At 40.4% G+C, this 22,535-nt stretch carries 13 protein-coding genes; 2 read left to right on the forward strand and 11 right to left on the reverse strand.

Annotated elements, in window-relative coordinates:
- Positions 1 to 6: 6 nt before the first annotated feature.
- Both NBH14_RS19370 and NBH14_RS19375 read right to left on the reverse strand, forming a co-directional pair.
- Entirely contained in the window at positions 7 to 3,324 is a 3,318-nt protein-coding gene (locus NBH14_RS19370; protein ID WP_250817714.1) for a TonB-dependent receptor, read from the reverse strand.
- Between the two features lie 264 nt (positions 3,325 to 3,588).
- Entirely contained in the window at positions 3,589 to 4,485 is an 897-nt protein-coding gene (locus tag NBH14_RS19375; RefSeq protein ID WP_186959232.1) for a FecR family protein, read from the reverse strand.
- A gap of 329 nt (positions 4,486 to 4,814) precedes the next feature.
- Here NBH14_RS19375 and NBH14_RS19380 point away from each other — a divergent pair, with 329 nt between their 5' ends.
- A complete protein-coding gene (locus tag NBH14_RS19380) occupies positions 4,815 to 5,378 on the forward strand; it encodes an RNA polymerase sigma-70 factor (protein ID WP_186959231.1) in 564 nt (187 codons plus the stop codon).
- Between the two features lie 687 nt (positions 5,379 to 6,065).
- Here the strand turns inward: NBH14_RS19380 and NBH14_RS19385 are convergent.
- From NBH14_RS19385 to NBH14_RS19425, 9 genes are all read right to left on the reverse strand, one after another.
- On the reverse strand, positions 6,066 to 6,779 hold the full coding sequence (locus NBH14_RS19385; protein ID WP_186959230.1) for a cupin domain-containing protein: 714 nt from the start codon (positions 6,777 to 6,779) through the stop codon (positions 6,066 to 6,068).
- Between the two features lie 30 nt (positions 6,780 to 6,809).
- A complete protein-coding gene (locus NBH14_RS19390; RefSeq protein ID WP_186959229.1) occupies positions 6,810 to 8,465 on the reverse strand; it encodes a glycoside hydrolase family protein in 1,656 nt (551 codons plus the stop codon).
- Between the two features lie 112 nt (positions 8,466 to 8,577).
- On the reverse strand, positions 8,578 to 10,443 hold the full coding sequence (locus NBH14_RS19395) for an FAD-dependent oxidoreductase (RefSeq protein ID WP_186959228.1): 1,866 nt from the start codon (positions 10,441 to 10,443) through the stop codon (positions 8,578 to 8,580).
- Between the two features lie 97 nt (positions 10,444 to 10,540).
- Positions 10,541 to 11,779, reverse strand: a complete 1,239-nt coding sequence (locus NBH14_RS19400; RefSeq protein WP_186959227.1) for an alpha-L-fucosidase — start codon at positions 11,777 to 11,779, stop codon at positions 10,541 to 10,543.
- A 32-nt stretch (positions 11,780 to 11,811) separates the two neighbouring features.
- Positions 11,812 to 14,277: a hypothetical protein gene (locus tag NBH14_RS19405; RefSeq protein WP_186959265.1), complete on the reverse strand. Its 2,466-nt coding sequence runs from the start codon at positions 14,275 to 14,277 to the stop codon at positions 11,812 to 11,814.
- Positions 14,278 to 14,379: 102 nt separating this feature from the next.
- Entirely contained in the window at positions 14,380 to 16,080 is a 1,701-nt protein-coding gene (locus NBH14_RS19410) for a RagB/SusD family nutrient uptake outer membrane protein (protein ID WP_186959226.1), read from the reverse strand.
- A gap of 12 nt (positions 16,081 to 16,092) precedes the next feature.
- A complete protein-coding gene (locus NBH14_RS19415) occupies positions 16,093 to 19,488 on the reverse strand; it encodes a TonB-dependent receptor (protein WP_186959225.1) in 3,396 nt (1,131 codons plus the stop codon).
- Between the two features lie 168 nt (positions 19,489 to 19,656).
- A complete protein-coding gene (locus NBH14_RS19420) occupies positions 19,657 to 20,631 on the reverse strand; it encodes a FecR family protein (RefSeq protein ID WP_186959224.1) in 975 nt (324 codons plus the stop codon).
- Positions 20,632 to 20,739: 108 nt separating this feature from the next.
- Positions 20,740 to 21,282, reverse strand: a complete 543-nt coding sequence (locus NBH14_RS19425) for an RNA polymerase sigma-70 factor (RefSeq protein ID WP_007658203.1) — start codon at positions 21,280 to 21,282, stop codon at positions 20,740 to 20,742.
- Between the two features lie 152 nt (positions 21,283 to 21,434).
- Here NBH14_RS19425 and cysK point away from each other — a divergent pair, with 152 nt between their 5' ends.
- The gene (gene cysK, locus NBH14_RS19430; RefSeq protein ID WP_186959223.1) at positions 21,435 to 22,382 is read left to right on the forward strand and encodes a cysteine synthase A; all 948 of its coding nucleotides are present in this window, start codon (positions 21,435 to 21,437) and stop codon (positions 22,380 to 22,382) included.
- The last annotated feature ends 153 nt before the right edge of the window (positions 22,383 to 22,535 follow it).

Below are 22,535 nucleotides of genomic sequence, written 5' to 3' on the forward strand. Positions count from 1 at the left end.
TAATGATTAAAATCCAAGGTTCAAACTAATGGCATATACACGTTGCATCGGATAATCATAGTTGTTTGTACTACCATTTTCCGGGTCAAAGCCATATTTCGTAGCAGGTGAAATCGTAAATAAGTTCTGACCGCTTAACACTACCTGACATTTATAAAGCCATTTAATGTTCTTCAATAAGACTGAACGGAAATCGTAACCCAACTGAAGTGATTTCAAACGAATATAGCGTCCGTTGACCAGCCAAAAGTCGGAGGTAACATAGTTATTATTTCCATTTACACTCGAGTTCATTGCTATTCTCGGAAATTTAGCATCCGTATTATCCGGCATCCAATAATCCAACTGATAAGGATACACCATTGTATAACCGCCGGTTGATTGTCCACGTACCACATCTTCAATATACATGTCACGTGAAGTTGCCCCCTGGAATAAGATATTGGCAGAAAATCCTTTATAGGAAAGATTGGCATATATACCATAGTTTCCGCGCGGAAAGCTGTTTTTTCCGATACGCCACTGGTCGGCACCATCAATAAATCCGTCACCATTCATATCTTTATAAATGATATCACCGGCAACCAGATTGGAAGAACCGTCGCGACGAGGTAAATTCAATGTCTGATCCGAATTTTGATAATATCCCAGATTGGTATAACCTGTACCATAATATCCCGTTTGTTGAACCTGTCTTAGATATGGATTTTTTTGGTTCGCTAAATCTTCATCCCAGGCTACAGCTACAAGCTGGTCAAAATAAGTAAAGTTAGCACCCACCTCATAATTGAAATCACCCACGTGGTCTTTCCAGGAGAGGTTAAATTCATAACCGGCACGGCGATGTTCACCATTTGATTTAACTTTCGGAAGAGATAATCCCAATGGATCAGCATACCCTACATTAGACGGAGATGTCAGATAACCGGTTGTTTTCATATAGAAGTAGTCGAAACTACCGGATAAACGTTCGCCTAAAGTATTAAAATCGAAACCAATATCTGTAGAATTAATCGTATACCAGGTTATGTCATCACTAATCAAATTACCTTCACTAAAAGTCGGAACAATTTTACCATCAATTACATAACCACGTTCTGTCAAACCATAAGATGTCAAATAACTAAACCTACTGACATCCGCCATCCCGACCTGACCATAACTGGCGCGAAGTTTCAAGAAATTCAATATATTACGTTCCTTCAACGGTTGAAAAAAACCTTCTTCCGACACAGCCCAGGCTGCGGAACCGGAAAAGAAATTACCCCAGCGACGATCTTTCGGGAACAAGTCACTTCCATCATGACGCAAGGACCCTTCAATATAATATTTTTTCTTATAATTATAAGAAGCCCTGGCCACTAAACCGGCACTACCTCTCTCCCATTCACTACCACCGTTCTCCATCGTATCAGAAGGACCGGCCCCCATTTGGTCGATCATAAAAATATAATTTTTACGTTTGGCATCAAAACCTCGTCCAAAAGCGTAACTTTGTTCATATCCTAATGTCGCTGACACATTATGCGTTTCGTCTAAAAAGGAACGATTGTAATCCACAAAGTACTGCATTGTCCACATACGATTGTTGGAAGTTGTATATTGCAAACTAACAGGAAAATCCGGACCTTTATTTCCCTCTAAGTCATATTGGGGAGCAGTCTTATTCCACTCTTTGGTATCATACATTCCATAACGGTAATTACCTCCCACTTTTACCTTCAGTCCTTCCACACCATATACATTCCATTCAGCATTAAAAAGACCGGTAATCATCTTGTTATCAAACTTAAAATAACCGGATTCAGATGATACTTCTGCAACGGGGTTGTCGTAACCCACATAGATCTGTCCGTCTTTGTTATAAGCTAATCCCATAGGTCCCTGATTCTGGATGTGTCCCCAGGTTTGCCAATATCCGGTTGAATATTGAGAACGTGGAGTTTGCATAGTCGAAATATAACCATCCAAACCAAAAGTCAGTTTCAATCCCAAATCCTTAAACTCCGAGACTTCATTCATTCTGACATTGTATCTTTTAAACCATTCTGTATCGGCTTTGTACATCGACTTCTGGTCGTATGCCTGAAAAGAAACATAATACTTATTGAACTCCGAACCACCGCGTACAGCCAATGAATGCCTGGTTTCAGGAGTTAAATTACGAAGCATTATTTTTTGCCAGTCTGTATTCGGATAATTATACGGATCGGACCCTGTACGATATTTTTCTATTTCCTCATCCGTCCAGCGAGGTTCCAGGCCATACAGATTACGTACAGTATTATCGAATGATGCCCGTTCGTATGAATCCAGTTTCTTTTCCAAATAGGTCGGTTCACTCCAACTCTGGTTAAAACTATAATCTACACGAAGCCCTTTCAAACCGTTCTTCGTCTTTACCACCAATACGCCATTTCCGGCACGTTGTCCGTATACAGCAGCAGCAGCGGCATCCTTCAAAATAGACATCGATTCGATATCGTCTGAGTTTAAATTAACAAAGTCATTATACTCAGAAACAAATCCATCGATAACAACAATAGGTGTTCCGCCACCACGAATAGAAACGGTAGACTGTTTATTCAAACCACCACCAGCCGAAGTAACGATCAAACCTGTGGCACGCCCCGCCAACGCATCTGTAACATTGGCTACCGGCACGTTTTTCATTTTCTCCGTATTTACAGTAGACACCGCCGAAGTAAGGTTACGTTTCGAGTTGGTACCATAACCGATCACAACAACTTCCTCCAGCGCTTTCGAGTCTTCCTTTAGTGTAATATTCAATGTTGTTTTATTACCGACAACCACTTCCTGTGTCGTGTAACCGATAAAAGAAATGACTAGAACCGGTGACTTGATATCTTTCAGGTCCAGAGAAAATTTACCGTTCATATCGGTCGTTGTACCTATACCCGCCTGATCCTTAACCAGGACATTGGCACCGATAACAGGTTCGCCGAAGTCATCTACAATCGTTCCGGTAACAATCGTAGTGGGTTGTGACTGTTGCTTTACTTCTTCTTTTTTGAATAATACAATATGTCTGTCCGTTATTTTATATCCCAACGATTTATTACGTAATAAAACATCCAAAACTTCCGCTATTGTTTTATTTTCTAAATCAATTGATACTTTTTCATTCAGATTTACTTCATTCAGCTTATAAACGAAAGTAAATTCCGATTGGCCTTCGATAGCTTTGAGGGCTTCTAATACTGTTCCATTTATATCGAGGTTCAATTTTGTAACCTGCGAATATGAAGAAGCTGCTGTTGCTCCCCAGATACTAATGAAGAAGAACAAAAAGGAAAATCTCATAACAATAAAGATTCGACTATGTGTTTTTTGAGGAATATTAATCCCTAACAAAGCCTTTTTAGAGCTCTGTAACACTCTGATTAAATGTTTATTCATACATTTGCAAACTATAAATGATTATTTACTAAGGCAGTTGGTAGCTGCCGTGTTAATTAAATGATCTATGCGCAAGCATTGAATTGGGGGTGTTGGTAGCATTCCCAATTTTTTTGGTAAGTCTTTAAGTACTGTTCATAATTTATTGATTTAAGGTTGTTATACAATCTACTCTATAAACACATTTTTATCCTTGATTACATATTTATATTTCATTGAGATCTGAAGAATCGATAGTATATTATCTAATGATTCATTGTGTGTAAACTGGGCTGTTAGATAAACGTTCTTTAAGGCTTTATCCTTCAAATGAAACTTAACATTAAACGAACGTTCCAATGCATCTATTATCTGTCCGAATGTAACTTTCTCAAACACATAATCACCTGTTACCCAAGAGACAAAACAGGATGTCTGAACGGGATGTACCCGAATGCTTTCATTCTGTTTATCATATATAGCCTGTTCACCTGGGATCAGAAGTCTGTCTGGCAATGAGGTTTCATTGCTCTCTTTATATATAGCAACAGAGCCTTCCAACAAAGTTGTTTCAATAGTATTCGATTGTTTTTTAGCCAATACATTAAATTCTGTTCCCAAAACTTGTATAGTCATACCATCCAGATTTACAAGAAACGGACGGTGAGCATCTTTAGTGACCTTGAAAAAACCCTCACCTATCAATTCTATATGCCGGCTTTTCTCATCAAATGATTCCGGATAACGTATCCATGAATCTCCATTCAACCAGACTTCTGTACTATCCGGTAACAGGACATGTGTTTTTGAGCCGGCTAAAGCTGTCACTTCCAAATAAGATAAAGGTTTTATCAAAAAACTATCCCGGATTAGAAAAGAAGATACACATAATAAGGCTATGCATGCTGCGATAGATATATATTTCCATATCGGAGAAACACCTATCTTCTTTTTAGATGTTTCTATACGCTTCCATAATTTATTATAGACGTCATCAGTATCAACCTCTATCGACTTAAAGCGAATACGGTTTACACATTCCTGATACTTTCTTTTCTGCTCTCTATGTACTTCTTTCAAATTCATTGTTCATCCATTCTGTAAATATAGATGACAACCAAAAAGAAAAACCCTAATACCGATTTTTCACTATTGACTTTTATTAACAATATATACCATAGTACATGGAGAACTAATGCCATTTCCGTCGTAAAAATAGTATTTATTCACATAACTTCTACATAATAATGGTAAAAAACCTATACTCACGGTGATTCTTGTACTAATTTATATGGTTGAATGTGCTTATTTTTCAAAAGAAGGAGGTTTATACAGCCAATAAGGACAATTCAAGTCTATAAAAGACCACAGTTCTCCATGAACTATTAAATATTTATCAGAGAGAGGTTGTATATATGGGGATGAAAGTTACATATAAAAATCAGGATAATGATTTGATTTCCAACATTATCCAAGGAGACGAAAAAGCCTTTCGCCTACTTTTCGATATGTATTACCAAAAGTTATTTCATTTGGCCATTTACTATCTATCCTCTAAAGAATCGGCAGAAGAAGTGGTATCTGACGTTTTTTATACAATCTGGAATAGAAGAGAGACACTTCATGGAATAGACAACATAGAAAGTTATCTGTACACTTCGGTAAAGAACCAGTCTTTACATTATATCAGAAGATCGAATGTTCCTGATTGTAGTCCTTTGGATCTATATCATATAGAATTAATAGCAGACAATAATAACCCTGAATCGACTTTATTAGACCAGGAGCAACGAGAACTTTTACAAAAAGCGATTAACTCATTACCGGAAAAATGCCGGGAAGTATTCAGATTATTTCTTTCAGACAGACTCAAACAAAAAGAAATTGCAACTTTGCTGGAAATATCACAAAAGACAGTGGAGGCACATATTGCTACTGCCTACAAGAAAATCTATGCTTATTTGAAGAAAACATATTAGAACCGTAAATAGATTATATACATTTCTTTTATTCTTTACTTTTTGCTCCAGGCTTCCAAATAGAAAGTCAAAACGCATCAACAAACAAAATGCTCAAAATTATACGTATTTCATATCAAAATATCCCAAAACAACAACTTATACTAACCCACAAATTCTTCAAATACTCCTTCCAGAAAATCGAATATTACAATAATTAACACCACATATCTTCTATATCCAACTTTGTGTTTATTTAAAACAAATTCCCATCTCGTTTAAAACGAGTTTTTTTTCATTTTAAACGAGATGGGGATTTATTTTAAGTGAAGAACAGCGTAAATATATGTTAATTTAGCACTGCTCAAAAACATATCCCTTCCTCATTATTATGTTTTACAGCAGTTTTAAGCAGCTAATTAGAATCTTACCTCGATCATCCCACAGATATCAAAATCACTCACTGTTCCGCTTACACAAAACAAAAAGACATATTATACGTCCGACTTATTCATTTCTCTATTATTCAATATCAATTCGCATCAATTTGATATATACAAACCTTATGACATTCAAATAAAAAGCGCCACTCCTTACCTCAACTCTAAATAGAGCATCCATAAAGTCTTAAAATAACATTTTGATATTTTTTATCTCATCGTTTTTGTTCTTTCTATATTATTTCAATTAGATAGAATAAAAAGTCACTTACTTGCCTAGAAAATGGCCATTGATTCTTTTATCCAGATGACGGACAGCCTCATTGACATGACCGTTTGCCACTTCCGTGATGATGGCCCCTTCTTTTCCGGCATATTGCCAATGGTGCGTCAAAACCTGTTTAAGGGGAACAAATTCACCGACACCGGCCGGAGTTACATTCTTTACCGTCACGGTCCCATTCTCATGACACAAGGGAATTTTAATATCCGGATAACCGGCCAGATTATCTTCTCCTATTCCGACAATATAGCTTTTGCCGTTTCTGACCAGCCAGCCTTCCAGCTTGGCCGGATATTTATTGATCTTTTCGTGCCAATGTTCGGGAAGCATCTGGTTAGGCAACAGAAAAAGATCCTGCAACATATAACCGTCATCCAGATTATTTGCATAGCCGATACAAGCCAGTCCCAACTCGGCATACCGTCCGGTACCGTAATCGCTTACCCAGATCAATTCGCGGGTTTTATCTGTAACCGGATAGTTATAATATTTCATCAAGGAGATCACGGCATCTTTGGCAGCCTCCTCATTAAACTTACCGTCCGAAGTATAAAAGTCTGTATTGTTGAAATTCAACGAGATCGTTTCTGAAACTACTTTTTCCTGACAGGCAGTATCTCCAGCCTGTTCTTTTGAGGTTGTCTGATTGCATGCTGTCAACGCAACAACGGCGAGCGACAAAAGAAATAACTTTTTCATATTATATTTATTTTATGGTGTATGGATAAACTATTCAACCGGGGTTGTCTGATAACTAAAAGTAGAGACTACGTTATCTGATGTTTGGATAGTAAGCACAAAATCGTATGCTTTTCCTTTCTCAAACTTCATTTTACCGGGTAATGACACATTCGTCTTACCATAAGGATTCAGGGAAGACAACTTTGCCTGTCCCACTTCTTTCCTGTTTCCATCCTGTAATAATTCCAGTTTCAGGATAGCAGGTTTGGATGCCACCTGACCGAAATTCTCTACCACAACATTCATATCCTGACTATCTGGTGACACAATCGGCATCCGGGCAGAAAGGATAGGGTCATTATAGCTAACCCAGGGCAAACGGGCATATCCGAAAAGTAATTTGCCGGAAGTTGTTTTCCCTAACAACTTGGGCGCAAATTCTTCTGCGGTTATACCATTTCCTTTCGCATCGAAAGTAACGACCAGGTCTTTTCCTTCATTCTTCGTACTGAGCACTTTACAACCTTTACCATAATTCACCTCCGTAGATGCACCGAAACGAAGAGAGTTCAGGTCGATATCCGTTTGCGGATTAAATCCTTCTTCGGCTACAATCTTAACACGAATAGTCTTTGTCTTCTCCGTAATCGGCTTCGTATCGAGAACAGTCAGCAATACACCCGGATTCAGGGGGATGCTGATATTTTTGGAACTGTGGTTATCGTTTGGCAAATCTTCGTTCTTCAATGTGTCGATAACAGCGAAGTTTGCCTGGATGGCACGGCCATACTTATCCTGAAAGATTTTGATTCGTTCGTATTTGAACCAGTTCTCCACTTTTCCATCTTCATGGAAAGAGACTCCCGGCAGGTAAGCCTCTCCCGGATCGGTTATCCAATTGACACCATCTTTTGAACGTTGATAAAAGGCGATACGCCCCAACCAATCATTCACAATCAAGTGGTATTGAACGTGGTCACGCCAGACAACAGGGTCTTCAAACTCCCCTTTTACCGGAGGATAAGCCCGCTTATCGGAAATCTGGTTGTAAGGCGAAAGTCCGGTCTGGCTGATCCATACACCACCTCCACGGCAAACCATCAGATAGGAACCGTCTTCCCGTTGAGCAAAGGTCAGGTTGGAAAGACCTTCTATGATACGGCGGTCACGTTTATCAAAATCAAACTTCTTACGAGTCCACGGACCGTTCAGGCCATCGGAAATATAATATCCGTCGATTACATAAACAACAACACGTCCGTCTTTTAACCGGAACGCTTCCGGATTATGTCCCGGACCTATCGTATCTTTTATTATGAAAGGACCGACCGAATTTTTACATACGGCATGGTAAACTGTCGAATTGGGCCAGAACATATGTCCTTTCGGAGAGTTCTCCGGCCAGCCGCAGACGTATAAATGATATTGGTTATCTTCTCCCAGTAGGATATTTCCTCCCCAATAGGAACGAACATCGTCTTCGATGCCGTTATCGACATAACGTGGAACGACCTCTTTGGCTCCCCAGACATCACTGCTCAGTTTTCCCGCCGGCATCGGAAGAAAACGGTCTATAAACCGGGCGCCTTCAACCAGATGATCCCATTCGGCGGGACGAGGTCTTTCAGTGATCTGGGCATTTATATCCTGCATACCGAACCAACAGGCAGCTGACGCACACAATAATAAAGAATAGAGTTTCATTGTATTAAGAATTAAGCTTTTAATGCTTCAAATGTATAACTTTTATATATTGAGTGCTGCGGCTTATACGAAAAAAAACTACGCAAAGGTTTGCGTAGTTTTCAACCGGATATTATTTAACGACAGGCTTTTCTTTTAATATTCCTCCTTCATTATAACGCTGGTTATTGGGTAATCCTTTTTTATTTACCCCCTCTTTCATCAGCATTTTGAGCTCTTCCAGATAAGACTGGTACACCTTGCGGGGTTCCACTCCGTATTTCTTACATAAAGAGACGGCCATACCGACAACCTCGCCCATCATCCCTGTCGTACGCATCACACGGACCGTACCCAGTGCAACATGCGTAACACTGATATTACGCCCGGCCATAAACAGGTTATCTATATTGCGGGAATAAAGACAACGATAAGGAACCGGATACGGATGGATCAGGATATGTTTCGTTACCGCCTTAAATTCATTTCCCGGAAAATGGGCGCTGTTTGCAGGATCCTGCCAATGCAGATCAATACTCCAGGTCGTAGCAAAAGAAGCATCTTCATGGGTGACATTTTTTGTAATGTCATCTTCTTTCAGAATATAGTCCCCCATCAAACGACGGGATTCCCGTTTGCCTGCCACATAGGCCACCCAGCCCAGTTTACGGTTGCGGTACTGAGTATTCTCTTTCATCTGATTCTTCAGGTAACTCCAATTGGAATAAACGACCAGCATGCCATAGTCACGAATGCGTTCAAAATCTTTAATCTGGTCCAGGTTCATTCCGGTCTCCCAGGTCCATTCACCCATCAGGACTTTCTCGCAATTCTTATCATTGAACTCCACGCCGTAACTGAAATCCGGAAAAGACGAGCTTCTTCCATTGTCTACGGAATACCATTGGACAGAAGAACCCATTGTCATCTTATCGGCCTTTTCGGGAGCGATACTTTCTCCGAATTCACTCTTGGCTTCACGTCCCATACGAAAATCGGCTCCGGCCAGATAGCCTATTGTTCCGTCTCCCGTACAATCTGAAAAGAGAGGGGCTTCAAACTTCTGTTCTTTACCACTTTCGATATGCCGGGCTGTAACGGATGTTATTTTATTACCATCTTTTGTCACGCCGATTGCACGATAGTTCAGGAAAAGAGTCACATTCTTTTCATTTGCCAGCCAATCCAGTTTTTTCTGATCTTCGTAGTTTTCCGCAGGTTGGGCATTTCCTCCCTTTTCCGGACCGAATTCTTTTTGCAAACCTCCCAATTCCTTATAGACGCCTTCTTCGATACGTCCTCCCAAATGGACACGGATCTCCGAACTATTATTACCTCCAATAACCGGACGGTCGTTAATCAAAGCGACCTTGCATCCTAAACGGGCAGCCGACACAGCGGCACTCATTCCGGCAATACCGGCTCCGACAACAACCAGGTCATATTGTCCCGCCAACGGCGCTTCATCCGGAAAACCCAGCGCTTTCCGGCGGAAGGCTTCCAGTTGTTTCATATCGGACGGAGGTATCCGCCCCTCTTCCGTAGTGAAATAAATAGCATCGCAACGACCGTCAAAACCTGTCAGGTCATGCAGCTTGACCACTGTCCTGAGATTTTTCACCGACACCTTACCGGCGACCTGCCACATCCAGGCTGTACCTTCGGTTCCTAACGGTGACGCCAGCTTTTTACCTCCTACCAACAAACTGAATTTACCGGGACCTTCTCCTTTTTCCCAAGGAGAAGTCCAGTTATATGTACGGACATATACATAATATTCCCCCTTCTCAGGAAAAGTAACTTCAGTATAAGCATCGTCTACTGGTTCACCCATACCATGGGCCAGCAAATACGGCGATCCCATCAGGTCCATAAACTGCTGGTCGACTACCCAGCCTCCTTTGTTACTGAAACTTTCAGCTTCAACGAAAAGGTCGGCGGCTCTTACCGATAACAGGTTCAGGAATAGAAATAATGTAATTAATGTCCGTGTTCTCATTGATATAGGCTTATAAAATTTATTCTACTGATTATAAATAAACCACATAGTTACTTGATGCGATAAAGTTACTGTTTTTTCACATAAATCATTACATTTACCTGGCAGTTTGATTCTCTTTCTCCTTATCAATCTGTTGGACAGCCTTTGTTCTATAATCCATATAATCTTTTGTATTCAATGTCGGGAAACCGTTCTTTTCAAGATAATCACCAACTTCACCCAATGTCTTCACATTTTCTTCCAAAATTGTGCCGTCAGGGAGTGGCCCTATATTCAAAAGCAAGTTGGCATTTATCTTTGCACAATAATTCAATAAGTCCATAACCTCATCCTTCGACTTTTGTCTCTGTCGCGAAGAGCTATGATAAGCCCATCCCAATGTTTGAATAGGAATATTCAATTCAGCCGGTTTTCCTTTATTGCTTTCCCACGAATGATCAGCAGCATCCTGCACTTGCTGAGGTAAGCCGGCGCTCTTAAACACCGAAGCCAAAGAGCCCATTTCTCTTTCACCTGTAATGAAATCCTCATTTCCATTTGCACCTGTTTTAAACACAACCAGTGCATGCGGCTGGATTGAATGAATCATATCATAAACTTCCTGTATATTAAAAAGATCGGAATGCTGATATACACCACCGACTGTATCAAACCAAAGCCCGGCAATCGGTCCGTATTGCGTGCACAATTCCATAATCTGCGTTTTCGCAAAGTTCAGATAATGTTTAAAATCTTCCACCTTTTTAAAAGCATACTCGTCGGGCATTTCCTTATAATGGGGACGAGCCGGATTATACATAGAACTCGGTAAAAAATAAGGATGGTGCCAATCCAAACCGATCGAATAATAAATGAACAAACCTAATCCGGCTTTCCGGCAAGCGACAGCCAATTCCTTTACAAAATCACGTTGTGCAGGATAATCCACACTATTATAGTCGGTAGCTTTCGTATCCCATAAGGTATAACCATCGTGATGCTTTGCTACAAAAGTTATGTATTTCATTTTAGCTCTGACCGCCAAATCCACATAATCCTGGGCATTAAATTTCTCTCCTTTAAACTCTCTGGCTTTCTGCTCATATTCTTTATAAGGGATAGCGTCATTATACATCACCCATTCTCCTTTTCCATACAAAGAGGCTGGTCCCCAATGGATAAACAAGCCAAAACGAGCATCCTTAAACCATGCCAAAGCTGCCTCTTTAGGTGATTTTGCGTATTCGACTTCGTATCCTTTCAGATAATACGGGATTTCTCTCCATGTCTGTCCCTGCCCTCTTAGATTCAGGCCAAAAAGCAAACAGATAATCAATACTCTATACTTATTCATAACAACTCTTTTATTTTGATCAATTACCAAGTCTATTTATATTCCAGCCACGCCGTAGCTTTTGTATCTACATCTGTGGAGAAACGAATCCAACGAGCCTGGAACTCTGCCGGAAACTCATATGTCCATTTTTCTCCCGCTTTCACTTTCCGTACCATATATTCCATCCAATCCCCGTTTCCTGTCGGGTCTGCTTCAATAGTAAAAGTAATATCGTCAGTAGACTGATGCGATAAGGTTAACTTTTTCCTATCATAAAATCCAATCAGATAAGGGTCAGACGGGATATCGGCTTTTACTGACGTATCTTTCCACGGACCACCTTTTCCGAGCGGTTTACCCAACTGCCACAAATCATCAATAACACCTACCCATACTGCCGCTTTACCATCGTTGGAAACAATGACATGTTCATTATCCTTTCCTTCTTCCGGATTCACCCCCGTCAAGACAAGCATTCCACGATAGGAAGCATAATCATTTATCCGGTAATTATGAGTAGAAACGGGGCGAATCTTTGCATAACCATCTGCATTTTCGGCAGGAAGTTCATAAAATGTACCCATACAGGAAAATAAATCGCGCTCTGTTGCCACTTCGCGACAAATACGAAGTTGCCCCTCATTCGTCAAAGATGTATACGCCTTGTCCCCTAATGGCAAGCGCCATCTGCGTCCCAGGTCGTCGACAATTAATACCGAACTATTTTCTATTGAAACAACTTGTTGCGGAATAGCAAATTTTGAGCGGATCAAACCGGCTGTTTCAGCATCATCCTTGCGAACCAACTCCAACTTATCGCCCATTTCATAATAGCCGGTTTCAACCGTATTACCATTTACAACGGTATTAGCCAACAAACCCAAAGCACGACGGTTATCTCCAAGTCCGTACAATAAACCACCGGTTAAATTTTTATCCGTAGCAGAAGCCATACCTTTATAAATCATTGCTGGTTGTACAGAACGGGTATCAGGTGTCGTATAAGAAAAACTAGCTGTTGCCAATGTATTCTTGTCTGCTTTCACACGAATCCATTCTCCTTTATCCTCTGCCGGAAATATAACACTGGCGGCCTTTCCCGGACTTACAGTTACGGATTTTATTGTTTTCCAATCGTTCGTACCAGTTTCGTCCACTTCATAGGCAAAAGTTACCGGTTGTTTTCCCTCATTCTTAATCCAACCGATACGATTCGCCCAGCCGGCAAACAGGAAAGGCTCGGAGGCTTCATTTGCCTTTATGCTCTCTTTTGCCCAAACAGCCCCTTCGGCTGTTGCCGGACCTAATTCAGCCGGTTTCGAAAAAGAGGTAAACCACAGATTGGAATTAGATTGGCCGGGACCTTCTATATTTCCTTTTGCCTTACGTTTATTCAGGAATTCTTTCTGAGCTGAGTCATCACATCCGAAAACGAGCTGATCGTTCCAACGAGTGAAATCACCGATAACCTTCAGATAAGCAGAACGCGGACGGATACCGGCACTGTTATCTGCCGTAAACTGACTGGGGAAACGCCAGAACATGCCATGCATCGTCATCAGATAATCAGGATTGGATTCTGTTCCGACATTCCGGATACGGGGCCATTCCGTATTCCATCCGTGTGCTCCGTCATAGCTATGACTGGCTTTCGGAAGGCGATAGAAAGACCAACCTTTCTTCGCATCACGTACTCCCAGTAAAACAGACTTATGATCCCAACCCGTAGCCCACAACGGATCTGTCTCTGGATTCGTATTTCCATAAATGCCCCCCGGACCTGTTACTTCCGTAAATTGATTCCTCCGAACCGTTTTCCAGTCTTTACCATTCCATTCTGCTAAAACACCGGCTTTTACATCAAACTTTTTCAATGCTTCAGCCGTACCTTCTCCATTGTTGGAAAAAACAGCAACGCCTTGTCCCGAATAGAAACCTTTTCCATGTACACCTGGCAATACATCATTCGTATCATCCTTTATACCTTTCTTTCTATTTCCATCCTGATATAATTCTTTTACTTCCAACGTATTGACATCCACCTCATAAAAACCCTCTTCCATCGTACCGTAATAGATTTTATGGGCAGGATCCGTCAAATGACGGGCATTACCGGTATGACGTCCGGGCATTACCGAATAAGGTATCACCCGAACTTTTCCTGTTTTATCAATGGCATACGGACCAATAAAAAGCTGGTTACTTTCTTTATGGACCATGCGGTTCGCCGGAGTTCCTCCTATACTCTCATCATGTATAATCTGGCGATAATCGGATGTTACCTCATACAATTTATCCGAAGAGCCATTAGGTAAATGCGGCCCATAGGTAATAACCCATAACCGGTCTGCCCAGGGAACCACGGCTCCCGTTCCACATTCTCCTTCATTATTATAATAAGCCAAACGAGGATAAATACCGGATACCGAATCCGGAACTCTCTTAGACTCTTTTTGTGCCGAGCAACTCATTATCGATAGTACTGTCAATATGCCTATCGTACTGTTTAATTTCATCTTCATTTTATTTCTGTTATAAAATTAGCAATAAAGGCTCCTCTCAACGCTTATACGCATTAAGACAAGAGAGGAGCCAATATAAGAATTATTTATACGAATTTAATATCCGGGATTCTGTTTTAAATTCTCATTGATAAGAACTTCCTTCGTAGGAATCGGCCATAAATATTGACGATCGTTCCACATACGCTGAGACATTGGAGCTATCAGTCCGGCTTTTTCCATCGCAGAGAAATCAGGAATACCGTCTTCGTCAATCTGCGGAACATCCGGCCAAAACCATAGGCCTTTATCTATGATCTTTTCACGCAATAAGCTTACCGGATATAGCATTCCATAATTAGGACGCGTCAATGCTTTTCCTGCAATTTTCCATCTGACCAAATCCATATAACGCAAACCTTCCTTTGCAAATTCCACACGTCGTTCGTTACGGATAATCGTACGTAACTTCTGTTGAGAAGTTGTAGTAATTGCCGGATAGGCATTTATATTTGTATAATCTACTCCATATGCTCTGGCACGAACCTTGTTAATTGCATCTAATACGGATTGATCTATCTGATTCAACTCGATCTTTGCTTCAGCATACATGAGTAAAACATCTGCATAACGGATAATTATTTTATCGGGATCAACATCCTTCCCATTCTCCAGCCATGTTTCATCAATTCCTTTTTTCCATAATAATCCATTATAAGATGCAAACTGAGCATTCACACGTGCATCGTTGTTTTTCTGCATCTTACCCGTATTGTAATTCATTACCTCCACTGCATCCGGATGCGGATTATAATCAAATCCCAAATGCCGGGTTCCAAATTCAACAATCGTCGCCGTACAACGCGGATCACGATATTTAAATGGGTTTTGAGGATCAAACAAAGGTGATTCATCTATCGGAAGACCATCTGTACATTCATAAGCAGCAAGTAAATCCCATGACGGAGCAAAAGCGCCCCAACCACCCGGATTTCTTGATACCTCATTCATAACCGTCCAGTTTCCTAACGTCACTTTATATTCGATAGAACGGGGTAACAAGAAAATCGACTCTTCTGAATTTTTAGTAGTCGTCAAAAAAAGTTCGGCATAGTCCGCATGCAATTTATAAAGTCCTAAATCCATACACTTTTTAGCAGCATCAGCCGCGATTTCCCAATCCCCCATATAAAGAGCAAAACGAGCCTTCAATGCCAGGGCTGCTCCTTTTGTTGCACGCAAAGAAGATACACCGGTATATTTCTCCGGCAAACCTTCTGCCGCTTTATCGTAATCTTCATAAATCTTCGGTACTATTTCCGATTTAGGAGTACGACCAAGTGTAAAAGCCTCTTCAATATCGACCACACTTGTCACGTAAACAACATCTCCGAAATAAGTGACCAGTCTGGCATAACAAGATGCTCTTTGAAACAAAGCCTCAGCCTCATACCGTTTTATCTTTTCTTCGGAAATACCCATATCTGCCGCCTTATCCATATTGGACAAAATAGTATTCGTTCGTGCGATAGATTTGTATTGATTGGCCCATAACGTTGTAACATCTCCGCTTTGACCATTAAAGGTCCCTTTTATAATTTCAGAGGGAGTTTCCCTATAAATAAAATTATCGGTCTTATCTTCATTGTCCAATGGCCAGAATGCATCTCTATAAAAGTCTTTGATCGACATTTCTATTTCAGTCTCATTGGAGTACCAATTTTCGCTGGATGCCTGTGACAGAGGATTTAAATCTAACTCATAACAAGAGTTTAAGCCCAAACAACATCCTAATAATATGATAAATGTACGTTTCATCTTTTTATTCTTTTAAAATTTTACAGACAAACCAAATAACACAGACGTAGTAATCGGATAAGCAGAACTTCCCATCTCCGGGTCCCAACCTTTCGGATATTTACTGATACAGAACAAATCATTGGCTGCCACATAAATACGAGTTTGCTTGATCATCACTTTCTCTGTCCACTCCGCTGGTAATGTGTAACCTAATGTCAGATTTTTCAAACGGAAATAACGGCCATTAAATAACCAGAAATCTGACATGGCATAGTTTATACTATTATTAGAATATGTCAGACGAGGATAAATAGCCTCGGCATTCTGTGCTTCCGTATTTTTTTCACTCCAATATTTACCGTCGATAATCGCCGGAGTATTCCCCCAGTTTGCTTGTAGCGGTTGTACCATTGCAGAGGATAGACGGGTATTTCGCCTGCCTACTCCTTGAATTGCAACAGAGAAATCAAAACCTTTATACCCCAGATTTAACGTTCCTCCATATTGAAAACGCGGCAAAGATCCGCCTAATAAAACACGGTCATACTCAGGAGAAATCTTTCCATCAGGTACACCGTCTGGTCCGGAAATATCTTTATATTTAACATCGCCCAATTGTACGTTATCATTCAATTTCGGTCCTTTTAAATCCTCTTCCGTCAGCATCAGACCATCACTCAAATAACCATACCATTCGTTAAATTCACTGTCTTTCAATTTCACCTGATCTCCCAGGAATTCCGTTCCACCCAAATCTCCCATCTTAGAAACAAAGTCGGAGAAATTCGCAGAAATTCCGTAAGTCAAATCCCCTATACGGTCATTCCAAGCTAATTCGATGTCATATCCATTGGTATACATCTTACCTGTATTTCTCTGAGGATTATCAAACCCGACATAATCAGGGATTTCCAAAGCCAATAGCATATCCTTCGTCTGCTTGTTATAATAATCAGCCGTAAAGCGCAAACGATTATTAAAGAAATTAGCATCCAAACCGATATCTACCGAACTTGTTGTTTCCCAGGAGATATTTTCAACGGCATAAGCCCACTGCGCCGCTGATAACTCAGGAACAACCGTTCCATTCTGATAGAACAGGACATCACTGAAGTTGATAAAAGCCTGATACGGATAGTAAAGGGCATTTCCATCTTTGTCCGTAATCCGTTCATTACCCAACGTACCATAAGAAGCCCTCAATTTCAGGAAAGACAACCAATTAATATCCGCATTCTCCATAAATGCTTCTTCACTTAACACCCAACCGGCAGAGAAAGACGGAAATACTCCCCAACGATAATCAGAATGAAAACGGGAAGACCCGTCATAACGAATATTCGCCTGAAACAAATATCTGTTATCAAAACTATAAGCTACACGGCCAAACCAGGATCTATAAGACAGCTCCGTAGCACTTCCGCTATTATCACGCAAATCCAACGGACCTACATTCAAATAAGGGAAATTACTCAATTCATATTGATCACGGGAAGCACCCAGATTCTCACCGGATGAATAATAAGTTTCATAACCAGCCATCAAATTCAAATCATGCTTACCAAAAGTCTTCATATAATTGGCAATTCCTTGAATTGTTATATTATAACTGTCATTCCTCTCTTCTGATAATTTTGTTGTATTATAGCCTTCCATGTAACCGCCAATCATATTCGGATCATTTTCCAAAGAATAAGGTACCGCCTTACGGAAATGTTTCTTTTTCTCGAATGTATAATTAGGTGCGATCACTCCTGAAATTTTCAAACCTTCAATCGGAGTTATATTAATTGCAGCACGTCCTCCCATCTGATTATACCACTCATCTTTAAAACCTCCGGAATTTACTACAGCATAGGGATTATTACCATTCTTTCCGCTCGCATACTCTCCGTTAGCCCATACAGCCGGATAAATCATAGGAGCTAAGCGCATATCAGAGAAGGGGGAGTAATAAGGCTGATGATTTTTTGTCCGTTTAAAATTAAAATCCAATGTCGCACCCAAATACTTATTTACCGTAAAATCATTATTGGCACGAATCATAAAACGCTCATAATCACGGTCTGCGTATAAACCGTCCACTTTATCATAGACGAATGAGGCATTCGATTTTACAGTCTTAGAACCTCCGGCTACACTAATCGTATGAGTCTGACGCGGAGCCGAACCTTTCAAAATCATTCCAACCCAATCTGTCATAGGATATTTATCAGGGTTTGTCTGGTGATATTTTTCCCAATTATTTATATCATCATCCGAATAAGCCTGATTCCAGCCTCCGGATTTATTGTCATTATAACGTAACTCATTGGTCGTTTCCAAAAAACGTTTAACCCCTACGTATTTCGGTTGCTTGGTTGGTATCTCCAATCCATATTCAAAATTATAATCGATCGACAGACTTTTCTCCTGGGCTCGCTTAGTCGTAATTAAAATGACGCCTGCCGCTGCACGTGAACCATATATGGAAGATGACGCTGCATCTTTCAAAACAGACATGCTTTCCACATCATTCGGATTCACATCATTAATACTACCGGGAACACCATCGATAATTACTAACGGACTGGTATCGCCAATCGTCGTAATACCACGAACCCGGATACTACCGGCAGCTGCCCCCGGAGCATTGTTATCACGGGTTACCGTCACACCGGCTATAGCACCCTGTAATGCAGTAGATAATTGTGTTGTCTTACGGGCTGCCAAATCATCCCCTTTTATAGCGGCTACAGAACCTGTCAGGTCTTTCTTTTTCATGGTACCATAACCAACAACGATAACTTCATCCAAAACTTCAGTATCCTCTCTCAAGGTGATTGTTACGGAGTTCTTACCAATGACAGGTATCTCACTCGTTACATATCCAATATAAGTGATAACTAACGTAGCGTCAGACGCTACGTTAAGGGAGAACCTCCCTTCGGCATCCGTTATTGTACCGTTTGTTGTCCCTTTTTCTACCACGTTTGCACCAATAACAGGCAAACCTGTTTCATCATTGATAACTCCCGATACAATTTTCGTCTTCTGTTGTGCTGCATCCGTAGCCTGATTGGGTTCTGTAGAAGCCTTAATTAATACCTGACGATCGATAATCTGATAATCATATCCCGTATTATTAAATATCTGCATAAGAACTTCATCCAATGTTACATTCTTAGCATTTACACTTACTTTCTTATTTACATTCACATGATTGTCATTAAAAAAGAAAGTAAACTCGCTGTCCTTCTCAATCTCTTTCAAAATTTCAATAATACTGGCATTATTCTTTTTGATTGAAACTTTATAATCCTGCGCATAGGTAGAGGCAGAAATACAACAGGCAACAGCCAATGAAAATAAGGTTGTGATCTTCATAATGCGAATTGTTTTTCTTAATAACGGGACACAACAATCCCTGTCATTGTTTTTTTTCATAACTTTGTATTGTTTTTAATGAATAATAAATGCAAGTCGTTGGCTTGGACTCCTTATGACGTGCATTTTCTTGAAAACTCACGGATTGGAAGGTACTTGCAGGTATCTTCCAATTTTTTTTAGGTTAACTGCTCGATATGTCCATAGGCCATAGATTTAGATTATTAATTATTTGAGAACTAACACATAATTTCCATTACTTGTCTTTTGATATTTTAAAGGAGATGATTCTCCCAACATAAACAATATCCGTTCCAATGATTCATCCCTTACCTTAAATGTAAAGCGGTATTTATCCGCCAGATCTTGCTGGCACATAATCTTACGTCCGTACCATTGCTCCAGACGTGGAATAATCATTGATAGTTTTTCATTTTCGAAACTGACTATCTTCTGTTTTCGCCATGAAGTATATTTATCTGCATCGACAGTTAAAACATAGGCCGAATCTGCTTGCTGATCATATACCATCTTTTCATTCGGCGACAAAATAAACTCAGTTCTATCACCTTTTGAATTATTTATTCCTATCTTGACTTTCCCATTTAACAGGACAGTCTCCGATTTACTTTCTATATCATAATCAAACACCTCGAATGCCGTCCCCAGAGCCTGTACTTCCATTTCCGAAGTATGTACGATAAAAGGTTTGTGAGGATTTTTATGGATATCAAAAAAAGCCTGACCGTCTAAATGTATTTCACGTGTTTTCCCTGTAAATGCAGCAGGATAGGTCAATTTACTACCGGGTCCCAACTGTACGACCGTCCCGTCCGGCAATGATACCGATTGCATATTCTGAATACCTGACGTAACAACATAAACAGGAATATTATCTTTCTCTCCTAGATAATAAGCCATCCCTCCAACAGCCAACAACAATAAAACAGATGCTGCCACACTATAAACTTTATAGAATAAATATCTTTTTACAGATGCATTGTCCCAAAGACTTTGGCGTATACGATGCCATATCCGCATACTGTCAGCCCGGTCAATATACGCAGCATCCGGGGCATTGTTCCACTGACTGAACATTTGTGTTTTTACTGCATCCCGCTCATTCAGTGCAGTACGTTCCTCCTCTCCCAATGCATCCTGCATCAGCTTTTTTAATATATATCTTTTATTATCCTGATCCATTTCTTTTTATCTGCTTTATAATAAATACCCCCGAGCATATAGGTTACCCCTATCCGCCCATCGTTTTTTTTAATTTTCTAAGAATAAAAGAAAAAAGGGAATCGGTTTTTACAGGAAAAGAGAAAGTAGAGTGATATTCTTCCGCAGATATTTAAGTGCTTCACTAATTTGATTTTCAACAGTCTTCTCCGATATATTCAATAATTCGGCTATTTCTTTATAGCTCTTGTTTCCTTTCCGGCTCAGGTTAAATATTTCCCGGCGGCGTGGCGGCAACTCGTTTATAAGCATGTCAATATATTCGCTCAGGTTCTTAGCCTCTATCTCCTCTTCAATATCGTATGAATCTTCCATAGCGGCGAGGACGGTCATTTTATAAAAATCTTCGTTCAAATTTTTCCGGTGTTGATTAAATATCAGGTTGCGGGTGATGATAAACATCAATCCTTTGAAATTATCGTCTTCACGCATAAAGTCACGCCCTTCCCAAACTTTTATAAAAACTTCCTGCACGACTTCCTCGGCTGTATCCTGATTGGTCAGGTAAAGACGGCTGAAGTTGTATACCTGCCTCCAGTACTTTTTATATAAAGCAGTAAAAGCCTCTTTACTGTTTTGCTTCAATAATAATATCAATTCGTTATCCTCCATCTTCCACATTCAGAATGTATGCAAATATAAGAGATTTTATTTTACCCGGTAGAAAGTAAAAAATAAAATATACCCTCTTTATGGTATTTCCCATAATCAATACTCCTCTTATCTTTGTTGCATAAATAAGAACAACTAAAATATAGAATGATATGGCAAACGTAGCAAAAAAACTGACAGACCTGATTGGTAACACTCCGTTATTAGAGTTTTCCAACTTCAATGCAAGTAAAGGATTAAAAGCAAAACTGATCGGTAAACTGGAATATTTCAATCCGGCAGGCAGCGTGAAAGACCGCATCGCCCTGGCAATGATCGAAGACGCAGAACAGAAAGGACTTCTGAAACCGGGAGCGACTATTATCGAACCGACAAGCGGGAATACCGGGGTAGGACTTGCCTTCGTTTCTGCCGCCAAAGGATATAAACTGGTTCTGACAATGCCGGAAACAATGAGCGTAGAACGCCGCAACCTATTGAAAGCTCTTGGAGCCCACCTAGTATTAACTCCCGGAGCCGATGGCATGAAGGGAGCTATCGCCAAAGCCGAATCATTACGTGATGAAACACCTGGTTCCGTCATCCTGCAACAATTCGAGAATCCGGCCAATCCGGCTAAACACGTACAGACTACTGCACAGGAAATCTGGCGCGATACGGATGGTAAAGTCGATATTTTCGTAGCCGGTGTCGGTACGGGCGGAACAGTCAGCGGTGTCGGTGAAGGATTGAAAGCACATAATCCGAATGTGAAAATCGTAGCGGTAGAACCGAGCGACTCCCCTGTCCTCTCCGGTGGAAAACCGGGATCGCATAAGATACAGGGTATCGGGGCCGGATTCATTCCTAAAACATATAACGGCAAATACGTCGATGAAATCATTCAGGTAGAAAACGACGATGCCATTCGTACCAGCCGTGAACTGGCACAAAAAGAAGGATTGCTGGTAGGTATCTCTTCCGGAGCTGCCGTATATGCTGCTCTAAAACTGGCGGAACTGCCGGAAAATGCAGGCAAAACAATCGTCGCTTTATTACCCGATACCGGAGAGCGGTACCTTTCTACCGTATTATATGCATTCGAAGAATATCCGCTATAATTTCTGTTCACGAGGGCCTCATAAATGTTTTTGACGCCCTCGTGAATATTTATGAGGCCCTCGAAAACATTTATGAGGACGTCAAAAACAGCTTCTTTCCCTTAGTTTTTCACACATAATTAGTCAAATATTTGACTAATATCCGATAAATAT

Source organism: Parabacteroides caecihominis (assembly GCF_023656785.1).
Taxonomy (GTDB): domain Bacteria; phylum Bacteroidota; class Bacteroidia; order Bacteroidales; family Tannerellaceae; genus Parabacteroides; species Parabacteroides segnis.

Bases quoted from the DNA above. Each gene is read 5' to 3' on its own strand.
- NBH14_RS19370 (WP_250817714.1), bottom strand. From the start codon at position 3,324: ATGAGATTTTCCTTTTTGTTCTTCTTCATTAGTATCTGGGGAGCAACA.
- NBH14_RS19375 (WP_186959232.1), bottom strand. From the start codon at position 4,485: ATGAATTTGAAAGAAGTACATAGAGAGCAGAAAAGAAAGTATCAGGAA.
- NBH14_RS19380 (WP_186959231.1), top strand. From the start codon at position 4,815: ATGGGGATGAAAGTTACATATAAAAATCAGGATAATGATTTGATTTCC.
- NBH14_RS19385 (WP_186959230.1), bottom strand. From the start codon at position 6,779: ATGAAAAAGTTATTTCTTTTGTCGCTCGCCGTTGTTGCGTTGACAGCA.
- NBH14_RS19390 (WP_186959229.1), bottom strand. From the start codon at position 8,465: ATGAAACTCTATTCTTTATTATTGTGTGCGTCAGCTGCCTGTTGGTTC.
- NBH14_RS19395 (WP_186959228.1), bottom strand. From the start codon at position 10,443: ATGAGAACACGGACATTAATTACATTATTTCTATTCCTGAACCTGTTA.
- NBH14_RS19400 (WP_186959227.1), bottom strand. From the start codon at position 11,779: ATGAATAAGTATAGAGTATTGATTATCTGTTTGCTTTTTGGCCTGAAT.
- NBH14_RS19405 (WP_186959265.1), bottom strand. From the start codon at position 14,277: ATGAAATTAAACAGTACGATAGGCATATTGACAGTACTATCGATAATG.
- NBH14_RS19410 (WP_186959226.1), bottom strand. From the start codon at position 16,080: ATGAAACGTACATTTATCATATTATTAGGATGTTGTTTGGGCTTAAAC.
- NBH14_RS19415 (WP_186959225.1), bottom strand. From the start codon at position 19,488: ATGAAAAAAAACAATGACAGGGATTGTTGTGTCCCGTTATTAAGAAAA.
- NBH14_RS19420 (WP_186959224.1), bottom strand. From the start codon at position 20,631: ATGGATCAGGATAATAAAAGATATATATTAAAAAAGCTGATGCAGGAT.
- NBH14_RS19425 (WP_007658203.1), bottom strand. From the start codon at position 21,282: ATGGAGGATAACGAATTGATATTATTATTGAAGCAAAACAGTAAAGAG.
- cysK (WP_186959223.1), top strand. From the start codon at position 21,435: ATGGCAAACGTAGCAAAAAAACTGACAGACCTGATTGGTAACACTCCG.